Here is a 14,113-nt window from a genome sequence, read left to right on the forward strand (position 1 = left end):
CACACCACCGAGCCCCGCAAGCAAGGAGCCAGCATGTCCCTCAAACGGCCGGTCGCCACAGCCCTGGCCGCGGCCCTCTGTCTGGTCACGGCGGCATGCGCCGACTCCTCGAAGGACGAGAGGACGAGCGGCAAGCAGTCCGGGGCCGCCGCGTCGAAGACCGGTTACCCGGTCACCATCGAGAACTGCGGCCGGACCGAGACCTTCCAGAAGGCCCCGAGCCGTGTGGTCGTCATGAACGGCGCCTCCGTCGCCGAGGTCTCCACGCTGCTCGCCCTCGGACTCGGCGGCAGGATCGTCGCCAACGAGCAGTCCTACGGCATGAGCGAGGTGCCGGGCCGGGCCAAGGCCGTCAAATCCCTGCCCACCGGGAACATCAGGCTCAACGACGCCTACGACATCCCCGGCGAGGCCATGCTCGGCCTGCGCCCGGACCTGGTGCTGTCCACCACGTCGTACGGCTTCGACGAGAAGAACGGCTTCGCCACCCGCGACCAGCTGGGGCAGGTCGGCGCCGGCACCTATGTCTCACCGCAGGGCTGCAATCAGGACACCTCCCACATGACCATCGCCGACAGCTACACGCTGCTGCGCGACATGGGGAGGATCTTCCACGTCTCCGACCGTGCGGAGAAGCTGATCGCGGCCTCCCGGAAACACATCGACGAGGTCTCCGCCAAGATCAAGGGTAAGAAGGCACCCCGCGTGATGGTGCTCTTCTCCCACATGTCCATGGGCGGCAACGCCTTCAGCTCGGTCGTCGCCAAGGGCATCTACAACGACATCCTGACCAGGGCCGGCGGATCCAACGCCTTCGCGTCGGCCTCCACGACCTCCTTCGCCGACCTGAGCAAGGAGAAGGTCGCCGCCACCGATGTCGACGCACTCGTCGTCATCGGCTACAACGACCCCGACCCGGCGGCCTACGCCAAGAAACTGCTGAAGGAGTTCCCCCAGTGGCCGGCCGCCAGGAAGAACGCGTACGTGGTGCTGTCCGACTCGATGTACCTCGGCCCCAGCAACGACCTGGCCGTGGAGAAGATCGCCAGGATGCTGCACCCGGACGCCTTCTGAGCCGACCGGCCCGGCTCAGGGTCGCCCTAGCCTTCACCCTGCTGCCCGTCGCGCTGACCGCCACCATGATCGTGGCCATCAGCATCGGGGCGGTCACGGTCCCGCTCGGTGACGTGTGGGGAATCGTCTGGCACCACGTGACGGGGCAGGGCACCACGGGAGACCTCGCACTCGACCAGATCGTCTGGAACTTCCGCACCCCCCGGGTGGTCCTCGCCGCTCTGGTCGGCGCGGGCCTGGCCGTGTCGGGCGCGGTACTGCAGACCGTGGTGGCCAACCCGCTCGCCGACCCCATCGTCCTCGGCTTCTCCTACGGCGCCACACTCGGCGCGGTGCTGGTCATCACCCTCGGCGGAGGCGTGGCGCTGGCCGGGCTCGGCGTGTCGGCCGCCGCGTTCCTCGGCGCGGTCGCGGCGGGCGCGCTCGTGTTCGCCCTCGGGCAGCGGCGGGGCCGGATGGCCCCCACCCGGCTGGTCCTGGCCGGGGTCGCGGTCGGCTACGTCTTCCTCTCGGCGACGAGCTACGTACAGCTTCAGGCGACCCCGACCGAGCTGCGCACGGTGATGTTCTGGATGCTGGGCAGCGTGGCCGGCGCCCAGTGGGACCAACTCCCCGCGGTCACCGTCGTGGTGCTGGCCGGCACCGCCCTCCTCACACTGTTCGGCCGACGCCTCAACGTCCTGCTCGCCGGCGACGACTCCGCCGCCGCGCTGGGCGTCGACGTCAACCGGCTGCGCGCACTGCTCCTGGTGCTCAGCGCACTGCTGACCGGAACCGTGATCGCCGTGGCCGGCAGCATCGGATTCGTCGGCCTGATGATCCCGCACCTGGTCCGGCTCACCCTCGGCGCCGACCACCGCAGGCTCCTGCCCCTGACCGCCCTGCTGGGCGCCCTCTACCTGGTCCTCGTCGACCTGCTCTCGCGCACCCTCAACCGCCCCAACGAACTCCCGCTGGGCATCCTCACCGCCCTGCTCGGCGCGCCCTTCTTCCTGTGGCTGCTGCGCCGTAACAAGGGTCTGGACTGAAGCATGAAACTCACCGTCGACCAGCTCCACATCACCCTGGACCGCAGCCCGATCCTCCACGACGTGAGCCTCGAGGCGGGCAAGGGCGACATCGTCGGCCTCGTCGGCCCCAACGGCAGCGGCAAGTCGACCCTGCTGCGTGCCGTCTACCGCTCGCTGCGTCCGGCCCGGGGCGTGGTCCGGGTCGGAGACGACGACGTATGGGCCCTGTCGGCGCGTACCGCCGCCCGCCGCACCGCCGCCGTCCTCCAGGACGCCAGCGGCAACACCACCGGTCTGACCGTCACCGAGATCGTCGCGCTCGGCCGCGCCCCCCACCACGGCCTGCTGGGCCGCGACGGCCCGGAGGACCACCAGGCCGTCGCCGCCGCCCTCGACCGCTGCGGTGTGCGGCCGTACGCGGACCGAGACTACGCCTCCCTCTCCGGTGGCGAGCGCCAACGCGTGCTGCTGGCCCGGGCCTTGGCCCAGGCCCCCCGCCTGCTCGTGCTCGACGAGCTGACCAACCACCTGGACATCCGCGCCCGGTTCGAGCTGCTGGACCTGATCCGCGCCACCGGCGTCACGACGCTGGCGGTCCTGCACGACCTCGACCTGGCCGCCCGCCTCTGTGACCACCTGGTGGTCCTGCACGAGGGAGCCGTGGTGACGGCGGGACCGGTCCTGGAGGTGCTGACCCCGCGACTCCTGGCCGACGTCTTCGGCGTACGCGCACACGCCGAGCGGCACCCCGACGGTGTCGTCCGCATCACGTACGCCGCCCAGCCACTGGCCCGGTCCCCTGCCGGCGAGAACGGCGACGCACCGGCCGGGGAGGGCGCCCGGACCGCATGACGTGGGCGAGGGCTGCCGGCCCGCGCTGCGTCGTGTCGGCCGGGCGCCAGCCGGGCAGCTTGCTCGCCGGCGTCGCGGCGTCGTACGAGCCCCAGCCGGTGGCTGCGGAGTAGGCGCCGTTGCCGCCGCTGGTCTCGGCTGGGGCGCAGCGTCGGGGGTCGCCTCCGCCGCCGCGTTCGCCCTGCTCCACCGCACCCTGGTGATCGGCCCCCACCGGCGTCCTGACGCGCTCCTCGCCCGGCACGCGGGGGCAGACCGCCGTGCGGTACCTCGACCCGGCACAACCACAGGCCACCGTCCGAGTCCCCCGGTGCACGCCACGCCCCTGGGGCACAATGCCGGCATGACCGATGATCAGCTCCCGGGCACGGCACGGCCGTTGCTGCGCCACCCCTCGGACGGCGAACTCATAGACGTCGCCGGCGTCGCACACTTCTTCCGGCTCACCGGAGAACACACAGACGGGCACTTCGCCTTCGAGGAGTTCAGCCTCGCACCTGGGACCATCGGTGCCAGGCCGCACGTACACGAAGGACACGACGAGTACTTCTACGTCCTCGAGGGCGAGTTGACACTGCACACCGGGGACGGCGAGGTGACGGCGGGCCCCGGGCACCTGCTCGCCGCGACCCGGGGAACCCCGCACGGCTTCCGCAACGCCGGCACGGTCGTCGCCCGCGCCCTGTGCCTGTACACCCCTGCGGGCTACGAGAACTACTTCCGCGAAGTCCACGCAGCCGTGAGCGCCGGTGCGGAGGCAACCGATGAGCTCCTGGCCGAATTCCGCAGTCGCCACCGGACCAGTTCCTGGTGAACGTGGCGGGGCCCGGGAGTCGTATCCAGCTCCCGGGCCCCTGGGGATGCCACCCAATTGCGCACGCCGGCGGCGTTTAAGAGGACGGATCAGTCATCATGCCGTCGTGTTCTTCCTTTGAACTACCGCACCAGGTGAGAGGTGCAGGCGAGAGTCGAACTCGCATCCGACGGCGTTCGTCCGGCCCCGGTCGATCCGGCGATCGGCGGCGATGCTGAGACTGGAGCGAGAGTCTGAGATTGATCGCGGCTGCCTCTGCCATGTTGGGCTACCCCGGCCCGTCGCGGATGGTGCTGTGCCGGGGGAAGGACTCGAACCTTCACTGTCACCGTGTCTTCAGGCTGAACTTCAGTGTCAGCTTGCGCTCATCGCGCGAACCGGTCCTCAATCCGGCCCGCGCCTGTTGCGCACCCCCGCGCTCGCACGCGGGGGCGATCATGGATGCTACCCGTGGCCGGCGTCAGCCGAGCAGGTAGCCGAACACCGCGTCGCCGACCCGCTGGTCTGTGATCTCGGCGCCGTTGGCCTCCTCGCGGGCGAACTTCACCGCCTGCTGGAGCTTCTCGACCCGCTCCACCAGCTCGTTCACCCGCCGCGCCGGGAGTGCTCCGGAGAACTTCACGGTCGTCCAGTACCCGATGGGCACGTCCTCGTAGTACACCTCGACCTGCGCCGGGTGCTTCTCGGTCGCCTCCGCCTTGACGTGGTTGCGCGGGACCTTCCTGGTGCGGATCGTGCGCACCGGGTCCGTCTTCCACCAGTCCGTGGAAGGGTCGTGCGACCAGGACTCCGCGGCGTCGAGGGTGGGCAGCTTCCTGACGAACGTGTGCAGGTCGGTGAGCTGCTTCTCCAGGAAGAGGAGATAGCTGACCGGGACGTCGGTGAGGATCGTCCGGCCGTCGACCGAGACGTCCGCGCGGGCCGTGCAGTTCGCCCAGTCCTTGGTGGCGGTCACGTCGAAGAGCCGGGTGAGCGACGCGGACATCTCCCGCAGCACGTCCTCGGCCTGCACCTGTACCCGCGTGGACTCGGGCGGCAGTTGCTCGCCCTCCTCGTCCTTCGGCTGGTACGTGCGCGAGATACCGGCCAGCAGTGCCGGCTTCTGCACCTTGTGGTGCGCCGCGGTGATGTCCTGGAGCGACTTGCTCTTGACACCCTTCTCGACGGCGATGATCTGGTTCAGCTTCGCCACTTCGGGTCCCCCTTCGAACTGGCAGGAACGTACCCGACCGGCTCGAACACGCGCATTCCTTTTATGGCACCGCACCGAGACCCGAGTCGTACTGTGCGCCGGCCCTGATCCTCCGCAGGAAGGATGTAGGGCACATCCATGATCGACGACGATGACCGGGCGAGGTCCGGACACGGGGTCCGGACCGCAGGGAAGGGGAACCCCTTGCGCATCCTCCGGCTCGTCGGAACCGTCCTGGGTACGACGCTCGTGCTGACCGCCACGGCACCGGTCGCACAGGCGGACGCCAGAGCGGCCACGAAGGCGTCCCAATCCCCCTTACAGGGCGGGAAGCTGGACGACGCGGCACTCGACTCCGGCCTCCGCGCCGTCCATGACGCGGGCATGTACGGCATCTACTCCTCCGTACGTGACGGCTCCGAGCGGTGGACCGGCGCGGCCGGCGTCGCCGACGTGAACACCGGACGTCCGGTCCGGCCGGGTCTGCTCCACCGGGTGGGCAGCGTCAGCAAGGCCTTCACCTCCGTCGCCCTCCTCCAGCAGGTGGAACGCGGCCGGCTCCGCCTCGACGCGCCCATCGGCGACTACCTCCCCGGCCTGGTCCCGGGCGAGCGCGGCCGCGAGATCACGGTCCGCATGCTCCTGAACCACACGAGCGGCATCGGTGACTACGTCCTCGGCGCCTTCCCCTCGCTCGCCCGCAACTCGACGGCCAGCCTCGACGAGGAGCGCTTCCGCTCCATCCGTCCCGAGGAACTCGTCCGCCTCGGACTGGCGGCGCCGGCCACGGGCAAGCCCGGCGAGAAGTGGTCGTACTCCAACACCAACTACGTCGTCGCAGGGCTGCTCCTTCAGAAGCTGACCGGCCAGGACGCCGAGGCCTACATCACCCGCCACGTCATCGCCCGGGCCGGCCTGCACCACACCTCGTTCCCGCGCACCCCGTACATCCAGGGTCCGCACGCCCGCATGTACGAGTCGTTCTACGGCCTGATCAACCCGCCGCGCGACTACAGCGACTACGACATGTCCTGGGCGTACACCGCGGGCGCGATCGTCTCCACCACCGATGACCTCAACCGCTTCTACCGCGCCCTGCTGGGCGGCAAGCTGATCGGCCCGGCCGCCCTGCGCGAGATGCAGCGCACCGTTCCGGCCGACGGCATGAACTACGGCCTGGGCATCTACAGCCTCGACATCCCGGGCTGCGGCCGCTTCTGGGGCCACGACGGCGCCGTCTTCGGCGCGGGCACCCTCGTCTACTCCAGCCCCGACGGCAGGCGCCAGGTCGCCATGGGCTGGAACCTCATGAAGTACGAGCGGCTCAAGCCCGACGGGTCCGGTTTTGAACCGAGCCCGATCGACGACGCCCTCAACCGCCAGGTCGTCCGCGCGCTGTGCCCGACGACCACACCGGCCCCGCCCTCCGGCTCCCACTCGGCCACGGCGCTGCCCCGGACAGTGCTGCCGAGCGTGGACCTGGCGCCGGGGGAGTGGGCCAGGACCCTGCGCTGACGCCGGGCCCGGCTCCGCGCTGACGTGCACCGCTTCCCCGTCCCAGGCGGGGAAGCGGTGCGCTCCGGCGGTCGGTCACACGGTTTCGGCTCTGCTCGGTGCCGGCACCACGGAGGCGCCGGCCGCGGACGACTGTTCGGGCAGGGTGAGGAACAAGGTCATGCCGGCGCTCGCCAGATAGAGGCCGGCGAAGATCCACATCACGCCCTGGACACCGAGCGGCCCGAGGAAGAGGGCGACCACGGCCGGGCCGACGAACGTGCTGGCCCCCGCGCCGAGGTTGAGCGCCGACATCGCCTGGCCCTTGTGCTCCGGTGCCAGCGAGGGCATGAGCGCGGACAGCGGCACGTAACCGGCGAGCGTCGCGCCGAAGAGGCTCACCAGCACCGTGGCCAGGGCGAAGTTGTCGCCAGAGGCGGCAGTGCCGTAGTAGAGCAGGAGCGTGGTGACCGCGCAGCCCACCCCGCCGAACCACGCGACGGTGCGCTGCCAGCCCAGGCGGTCGCCGACGAGACCGAAGAGCAGGTTGAAGAAGATGTTGGTGGCGAACATCGCCGACAGCAGCCGCAGCCACTCGGTCAGCGAGAAGCCCAGGGTGTCGGTGAAGAAGACGGGCAGGAAGACCAGGAAGCCGAACTGGGCCGCGGTGTTGATGGTGCGCACCACCGCGCCGACGCCGATGCGCGGGTGGCGCCAGACGATGGAGAGCGAACCGAGCAGGGTGGCCACCGGACGCTCCCCGGTGGGCGCCAGCCGCTGCCTGCCCGTCGGCTCGCGCACCAGGAACAGCGCGATCAGGCCGCCCGCCGCCACCAGGGCCAGCGCGAACCACAGGGTGCGGTACGTGCCCAGCCACGGCACCGTGAAGCTGGCGACCAGTGAGCCGAGCGTGGGCAGCCCGCCGGTGAAGGCGAACCAGAACCAGCCCACGGCGGAGCCGAGCCGGTGCCTGGGCGTCACCGCCGTCACCCAGACCAGGAAGCCGTAGGCGAAGAGCGGATAGCCGAAGCCGCGCAGCCCATAGCTGGTCAGCAGCAGCCAGTAGTGGTGCGTCGGGACCGCGAGGCCGAGAAAGGCCACCTGCAGTGTGGCCCAGATGCCGAGGCCCAGCATCATCACGCGGCGCGGACCCCACAGGTCGGAGAGCGCTCCCGAGAACCAGGCGGAGATGCTCGCCGTGACGCCGTACACGGTGAACAGCAGCGCCACGCGTTCCCTGGAGATGCCGTCGTGCAGCAGATAGGGCGAAAGAAATCCCGATTCGACACCGTCACCGATCATGAAGATCAGAACACCGAGAAATCCCCAGGAAAGGGCCTTGGGAATGCCGATACGGTCCAGGAAGAGGGGGACGGACACGTCAGCCACCTTTGTGCGGGAAGGGGAGAGCGGAGGTGCCTTGCGGCGTGGCAAGAATGAAAAGTCCGCTCCCGAGCGGGGTCAATCCGTCGTGGGAAAGACCTCGCCGCCCGTGTGACCCGTGGCGTTAAGTCGTCGTCCCGCCGCTCCCCGGGGAAGCCGGGGCGGCTGTGTCACTCCAGTTCAGAGGGTGTGCGCCCCGTCGGGTGGTGAGGCACGCCGCGTGAGAACCGTGTGATGTTCACGTGGCTGTGTTCCCCGCAACGGTGCGGACGTGGACGCCGTTGTCGCGCAGCCGGCGTACCTCTCCCGCCGGGGCCGCGTCGTCGACGACGACCAGGTCGAAGTCGGTGAGCGGGGCGAGCGCGTACAGGCCCTGGTTGGCGAACTTGGTGTGGTCGATGATCAGCACCCGGCGCGAGGCGGCGGCCATCATGGCCCGCTTGACCTGCACCGTCTCGGGCGACATGTGATAGCAGCGGCCGCCGGTCACCGCCGTCGTGGACATGAACAGCACATCGGCCCTGAACGCCTCCACGCTGTGCGCGGTGTGCGCCCCCATGAAGGCGTCGTACGCGGGGAAGTAGGTGCCGCCCAGGGCGACCAGTGCGACGCCCGGCTCGCGGGCCAGGGCCGAGATGGCCGGCAGCGAGTTGCTGATCGCCGTGATGGGGGTGTGGTCCGACAGGTGCCGGACCAGGTGCAGACAGGTCGTGGAGTCGTCGATCATCACGACCTGTCCGGGCGCGAGTTCCTCGGCGGCGGCCCGCGCCAGCAGCTGCTTGGTCTGCACCATCGTCGACAGGCGTTCGCTGGCACTGCCGTGGAACTGCGTCGAGGGCAGACAACTCGCCCCGCCGCGCACCTTGCGCAGCCACCCTTGTGCCTGCAGGGCGTCCAGGTCGCGGTGAACCGTCATGACGCTCACGCCGAACTCGGCAGCGAGGTCGGTGGTACGGACGAACCCCTTGCTCGTGACGAGTTCGCGCAGCCGGTTCCGGCGCCCCTCCTGGGCGTCCGTCCGGGCGTCGAGACCGGCCATGGCGGCGGCTCCTTCCTGAGAAGAAGTGCATGAGAACCCCACATGAACGTAACACGGGGGAGGCGGGCCCTGGCCTGGCCCGTGTCCGGGCGAGCGGCGCACGCGCAGCCAGCCGCGCCGGACAGGACTGGAGATTTAACACGGCACCGGTGCTCGGCCGCGGGATAAGTCGCCGGGCCGATTGACGGCCCCCTTCCGGGCGCGTTTCCTGATTTCTGCGAGCCGCCTGCGGCCGGACCGTCCGGTCCGACGGATCCGCTCCATGGGCGCGGGCCTTTGTGAAGGGGCAGGTATTGAAGTCATGTCGGTTCTCACGATCGACGTCGGAACCTCGGTCATCAAATCCGTCGTTTTCGACGACCAGGGTCAGGAGCTGGCGGTCTCGCGCATCGGCACCGAGGTGCTGCGGCCCCGTCCCGGATGGGCGGAGCAGGACATGGAGGCGGTGTGGAACGGGGTCGTCTTCACCGTGCGCAGCGTCCTGTCCCAGCCCGGCCCCGCCCAGGACCCGGTCTGGCTGGTGAGCTTCACGGCCCAGGGCGACGGCTGCTGGCTGGTGGACGGCGCCGGCCGTCCCACCGGCCCGGCGATCCTGTGGTCCGACGGCCGCGCCGGTGACCTGCTCACCCGCTGGCAGGCCGACGGCGTCCTGGAGCAGGCGTTCCGCCGCAACGGCTCGCTGACGTGCGGCGGCATGCCGAACGCGGTGCTCAGCTGGCTCGCCGCGCACGACCCGGAGCGGCTGGAGCGCTCCCGTACCGCGCTGACGGCGGCCGGCTGGCTGTTCCTGAAGCTCACCGGCGTCACCGCCATCGACGAGTCCGACGCCTCGGCGCCCTTCCTCGACCACTCCACCGGCGCCTACGACCCCGTGATCCTCGACCTCTTCGCGATGGAGTGGGCCGAGCCGCTGCTGCCGCGGATCCTCGGCGAGCACGAGCGCATCGCCGAGATCACCCACCACACCGCCGCCGAACTCGGCCTGCCCGCCGGGCTTCCCGTCGTCATGGCCCCCTACGACATCGCCGCCACCGCCCGCGGCGCCGGAGCGGTGGGCCCCGGCCAGGCGTGCGCCATCCTCGGCACGACCCTGTGCACCGAGATCGTCACCCGTGAGCCGGACACCGGGGGAGAGCCGTGCGGCATCAACATCGCCTACCGCGGCCGTGAACGCATCCTGCGCGCCTTCCCCACCCTCTCCGGCACGGAGGTCCTCGACTGGGCCTGCCGCACCCTCGCCGTCGAGGACCCCGCCGCCCTCGGCAGACTCGCCTTCGGCACCGAACCGGGCGCGGCGGGACTCGCGTTCCTGCCCTACCTCTCGCCCGCCGGTGAGCGCGCCCCGTTCCTCGACCCGCGCGCCCGCGGCGCCTTCTGGGGCCTCTCCCTCGACCACACCCCCGCCCACGTGGCCCGCGCCGTCTTCGAGGGACTGTCCCTCGTCGTCCGCGACTGCCTCACCGCGTCCGGGACCGACGTCCACGAACTGCGCCTGTGCGGCGGCGGATCCGCCAGCGACGCCTGGTGCCGGCTCATCGCGGACGTCACCGGCGTGCCGACGGCGCGCAGCGCCGGCACGGAGCTGGGCGCCAAGGGCGCGTTCCTGACCGGCCTCGTCCTCACCGGGGCCGAGAGCAGCATGCACAGCGCCGCCGCCAAGTACGTCCGGATGTGCGCGAACTGGGAACCGGACCCCGAACGTGCCGCGTTCTACGACGGCCTCTACGACACGTACCTCACCTGGCGCGACGCCGCCCGCTCCCTCGGCTGGGCGCCCACGTCCGCCGCTGTCCCGACCGCACCGTCCGCCGGCGTACCGGCCGCCTCCCCGACCCGCACCCCGAAGGCCCCGCATGTCTGACGCCCTGTCACCCGACGCCGTCCACCTCGGACTCGACCTCGGCACCCAGAGCGCCCGCGCGGTCGCCGTCGACGGCACCGGCCGGCTGCTGGCGGCCGCCTCCCGCCCGCTGACCGGCCACCGCGACGGCGTACGGCACGAGCAGGACCCCGGGCAGTGGTGGCCGGCGCTCGCCGCCGCCTGCCGCGAGGCCCTGACCGGCATCGACGCACGCCGGGTGCGGGGCCTGGCCGTGGACGCCACCTCCGGGACCGTGCTGCTGGCCGACGCCCGGGGCCGCCCCCTCACCACGGGCCTGATGTACGACGACCGCAGGGCCGACGCGTACGCCGACCGCGTCAACACGCGCGGCGCGCCGGTGTGGGAGAAGCTCGGCTACCGCGCCATGCAGCCCTCCTGGGCACTGCCCAAACTGCTCTGGCTGCTGCACGGCCCGGCCCGTGCGGGCGACCCTGTCCTCCCGGCGGGCGCCCGCCTGCTGCACCAGGCCGACCTGATCACCTGGCAGCTCGCCGGGCACCAGGTCGCGAGCGACGCCAGCCACGCCCTGAAGACCGGCTACGACCTGATCGCCGAGCGCTGGCCCGAGGCCGAGCTGGAGGCGCTCGGCGTCTCGGGCGAGCTGCTGCCCGACGTCGTACGGCCGGGCACGGTCCTCGGCACGGTGTGCGCCGAGGCCGCCGAGGAGACCGGTATTCCCGCCGGCGCCCTCATCACCGCGGGCATGACCGACGGCTGCGCGGCGCAGATCGGAGCCGGAGCGCTCACCCCCGGCTCCTGGAACTCGGTGCTGGGCACCACCCTGGTGTTCAAGGGGGCGAGCCGCCACCTCGTCCGCGACCCCGGCGTCGTCTACTGCCACCGCGGCCCCGGCGGTACCTGGCTGCCCGGCGGCGCCTCCAGCAGTGGCGCCGGGGTCCTCGCCCACCGGTTCCCCGGCGCGAGCCCCGCCGACCTGGACGCGCTGACCGCGCGGGCCGCCGCGACCGGCTCCACCGCCGTCGTCTACCCCCTGGTGGGCTCGGGCGGCGAGCGCTTCCCGTTCCGCGCGCCCGAGGCCGCGCCCTTCGTCCTCGGCGAACTCGCGGGCGAAGCCGAGGAGTTCCACGCCTGCCTGCTGGGCGTGGCGCTGCTCGAACGGCTCTGCTTCGACTACCTCGACCACCTCGGCGCCCCGGTCGACGGCCCGCTCACGTTCACCGGCGGCGGGGCCCGCAACCGCTACTGGGCGCAGCTGCGCGCCGATGTGCTCGGCCGCCCCGCCCGGCTGCCGGAGCAGGCCGAGAGCGCCCTCGGCATGGCGGTGCTCGCGGCCACCGGCTGCGGTGTCACGCTGGAGGAGGCGGCGGGCGCCATGGTGCGGCTGCGCGCGGAGCTGCGCCCCGACCCCGCCCGGACCGCCCGCCTGCGTCCCGTCTACCTCGATTTCGTCGACGCGCTGGTCCGCCGCGGCTGGCTGGCACCGGCCGTGGCCGGCCACGCGCGCGGAAAGGCCGGACAGTGACCGACTTCGTCCTCGTACGCCATGGGGAGACCGTCTGGCACGCCGACAACCGCTACGCGGGCCGCACCGACGTGCCCCTCACCGAACTCGGCCGCCGGCAGGCCGCCGAACTGGGAGCCTGGGCCGCCGGGCAGCACCTGGACGCCGTGCTCTGCTCACCGCTGTCCCGGGCCCGGCAGACCGCCGAGCCCGCGGCGGCCGCGCTCGGCCTCACCCCCTGGGTCGACGAGCGCCTGTACGAGGTGGACTTCGGCCGCGGCGACGGCCTCACCCGCGCCGAGATGGCCGAGGTGTTCCCCGAGGCGCTCGCCGCCTTCCTCACGGACCCGGTCGCCCACCACCTGCCCGGCGGGGAGCACCCCGCCGCGGCGGCGGACCGCGCGGTCGACTGCCTCCAGGAGGCCGCGCACAAGCTCCCCGACGGGCGTGTCCTCGTCGTGGCCCACTCCACTCTGCTGCGCCTGGTGCTGTGCCGGCTCCTCGGCATTCCCCTCGCGCGCTACCGCCAGGTCTTTCCCGCCCTGCACAACGGCGCCCTGACCGAGCTGCGGCTGCGCGACGGCCAGGCGTCCCTGCTCCGCCTCAACGCACCCGTTCGCTGACCACCGCTGCTTGGGAGATGCACCGTGCCCACCACCGTCCTCGCCGCCGGCGACCACTTCGTGCTGCCCGGGTTGCTCGAACAGGAACTGCGCGCCGCCGCGCCCGCCGGCGCCGACCTGGACGTCCGGCAGCTCCAACTGCCCTGGCCCCACACCCCGTTCGGGAAGGTCGCCGAGGTCGACGAGGCGTCCGGAACCGAGGAGGAGATGATCGAGGCGCTGCGGGGCGTACGGATCTGCGTCACCCAGATGGCCCCCCTCACCGAGCGGGTGCTGGCCGCCTGCCCCGATCTGGAGCTGTTCTGCGTCAGCCGGGGCGGACCGGTCAACGCCGACCTGGAGGCCGCCACCCGCCACGGCGTCGCCGTCTGCTACGCCCCGGGCCGCAACGCCGTCGCCACCGCGGAGCACACCCTCGCGCTCATCCTCGCCGCCGCCCGCGGACTCGGCGACGTCCACACCGACCTCAAGCAGGGCACCTGGCGCGGCGACTACTACGACTACACACGCTGCGGAGTGGAGATCGACGGCTCGGTCGTGGGGCTGGTCGGCTTCGGCGCCATCGGCTCGCGCGTCGCCCGTGTCCTGACCGCCATGGGAGCCTCCGTCCTCGTCCACGACCCCTATGTGCCGCCGGAGGCGGTGCGGGGCGTCGCACGGCTCGTGTCCCTGGACGAGTTGCTGAGCAGCTCCCGGATCGTCTCCCTGCACGCGCGGGTGACGGACGAGACCCGCGGCATGATCGGGCGGGCCCGGATCGAGGCCATGCCGCGGGGCTCCGTCCTCGTCAACTGCGCCCGGGGCGCCCTGGTCGACTACGACGCGGTGTGCGACGCGCTCGACTCGGGGCATCTGGCCGCCGCCGGCTTCGACGTGTTCCCCGTGGAACCGGTCCCGGCCGGCTCGCGTCTGCTGTCCACCCCGAACGTCGTCCTCACCCCGCACATCGCCGGAGCGAGCCGCGAGGTCGCGCACAAGGCCGCCCGGATCGTCGCCGCCGAGACCGCCCGCTTCCTGCGCGCCGAGCCGCTCGCCCACTGCGCCAACCCACAAGCCCTGAGGGGCTGAGCGCTCGCCCGCGCGCGATCCGGTCCACGGCGGCGTGTCCGGAGCCGGTGGATTCCCCCGGGCCGTTTCCTCTAGGCCTTGTGCGCAGCCGGTGACGACGGAGGCGGGGGGGGGGGGGGGGGCCCCCGGGGAACCCACGCCGGCCCGCCCCCAAGCCACGCGGTGCCCTCACGGCCGATCCACGGGGGAGCCCGCAATGTGGTCGTTGAGTCGTAGGAGG

12 protein-coding genes are annotated in these 14,113 nt (G+C 71.8%); 9 read left to right on the forward strand and 3 right to left on the reverse strand.

Annotated features, from left to right (window positions below):
- The first annotated feature begins 33 nt into the window (after nucleotides 1-33).
- The 4 genes from ACZ7HQ_RS17500 (at nucleotide 34) to ACZ7HQ_RS17515 (ending at nucleotide 3,750) form a co-directional block, all read left to right on the forward strand.
- Nucleotides 34-1,074: an ABC transporter substrate-binding protein gene (locus ACZ7HQ_RS17500; protein WP_470990305.1), complete on the forward strand. Its 1,041-nt coding sequence runs from the start codon at nucleotides 34-36 to the stop codon at nucleotides 1,072-1,074.
- Nucleotides 1,075-1,139: 65 nt separating this feature from the next.
- Nucleotides 1,140-2,102 (forward strand): FecCD family ABC transporter permease, encoded by a 963-nt coding sequence (locus tag ACZ7HQ_RS17505; protein WP_470990307.1) that lies wholly within the window; start codon nucleotides 1,140-1,142, stop codon nucleotides 2,100-2,102.
- Nucleotides 2,103-2,105: 3 nt separating this feature from the next.
- Nucleotides 2,106-2,936, forward strand: coding sequence for an ABC transporter ATP-binding protein (locus ACZ7HQ_RS17510; protein WP_470990309.1), 831 nt, complete (start codon nucleotides 2,106-2,108; stop codon nucleotides 2,934-2,936).
- Nucleotides 2,937-3,279: 343 nt separating this feature from the next.
- Complete coding sequence (locus tag ACZ7HQ_RS17515) at nucleotides 3,280-3,750, forward strand: cupin domain-containing protein (RefSeq protein ID WP_470990311.1); 471 nt, start codon at nucleotides 3,280-3,282, stop codon at nucleotides 3,748-3,750.
- Nucleotides 3,751-4,210: 460 nt separating this feature from the next.
- On the opposite strand, the gene ACZ7HQ_RS17520 is transcribed toward ACZ7HQ_RS17515, so the two are convergent.
- Nucleotides 4,211-4,942: a DUF7873 family protein gene (locus ACZ7HQ_RS17520; RefSeq protein WP_470990313.1), complete on the reverse strand. Its 732-nt coding sequence runs from the start codon at nucleotides 4,940-4,942 to the stop codon at nucleotides 4,211-4,213.
- A gap of 204 nt (nucleotides 4,943-5,146) precedes the next feature.
- Between ACZ7HQ_RS17520 and ACZ7HQ_RS17525 the strand changes: the two genes are divergently transcribed.
- Nucleotides 5,147-6,457, forward strand: coding sequence for a serine hydrolase domain-containing protein (locus ACZ7HQ_RS17525; RefSeq protein ID WP_470990315.1), 1,311 nt, complete (start codon nucleotides 5,147-5,149; stop codon nucleotides 6,455-6,457).
- Between the two features lie 75 nt (nucleotides 6,458-6,532).
- Here ACZ7HQ_RS17525 and ACZ7HQ_RS17530 read toward each other — a convergent pair whose 3' ends face one another.
- Nucleotides 6,533-7,816 carry an MFS transporter gene (locus ACZ7HQ_RS17530; RefSeq protein WP_470990317.1) on the reverse strand — a complete coding sequence of 428 codons (1,284 nt, stop codon included), beginning with the start codon at nucleotides 7,814-7,816 and terminating at the stop codon, nucleotides 6,533-6,535.
- A gap of 241 nt (nucleotides 7,817-8,057) precedes the next feature.
- Entirely contained in the window at nucleotides 8,058-8,858 is an 801-nt protein-coding gene (locus tag ACZ7HQ_RS17535; RefSeq protein WP_470990319.1) for a DeoR/GlpR family DNA-binding transcription regulator, read from the reverse strand.
- 301 nt (nucleotides 8,859-9,159) lie between these two features.
- On the opposite strand from ACZ7HQ_RS17535, the gene ACZ7HQ_RS17540 reads away from it, so the two are divergent.
- Genes ACZ7HQ_RS17540 through ACZ7HQ_RS17555 form a run of 4 tightly spaced genes read left to right on the forward strand, consistent with a single transcriptional unit; the run spans nucleotide 9,160 to nucleotide 13,893 of the window.
- Complete coding sequence (locus tag ACZ7HQ_RS17540; protein WP_470990321.1) at nucleotides 9,160-10,719, forward strand: FGGY family carbohydrate kinase; 1,560 nt, start codon at nucleotides 9,160-9,162, stop codon at nucleotides 10,717-10,719.
- Complete coding sequence (locus ACZ7HQ_RS17545) at nucleotides 10,712-12,223, forward strand: FGGY-family carbohydrate kinase (protein ID WP_470990323.1); 1,512 nt, start codon at nucleotides 10,712-10,714, stop codon at nucleotides 12,221-12,223. The genes ACZ7HQ_RS17540 and ACZ7HQ_RS17545 overlap by 8 nt, the downstream gene beginning before the upstream one ends.
- A complete protein-coding gene (locus tag ACZ7HQ_RS17550) occupies nucleotides 12,220-12,825 on the forward strand; it encodes a histidine phosphatase family protein (protein WP_470990325.1) in 606 nt (201 codons plus the stop codon). The genes ACZ7HQ_RS17545 and ACZ7HQ_RS17550 overlap by 4 nt, the downstream gene beginning before the upstream one ends.
- Nucleotides 12,826-12,849: 24 nt before the next feature.
- Nucleotides 12,850-13,893: a 2-hydroxyacid dehydrogenase gene (locus tag ACZ7HQ_RS17555; RefSeq protein WP_470990327.1), complete on the forward strand. Its 1,044-nt coding sequence runs from the start codon at nucleotides 12,850-12,852 to the stop codon at nucleotides 13,891-13,893.
- The last annotated feature ends 220 nt before the right edge of the window (nucleotides 13,894-14,113 follow it).

The organism is Streptomyces sp. NPDC037290 (genome assembly GCF_055603245.1).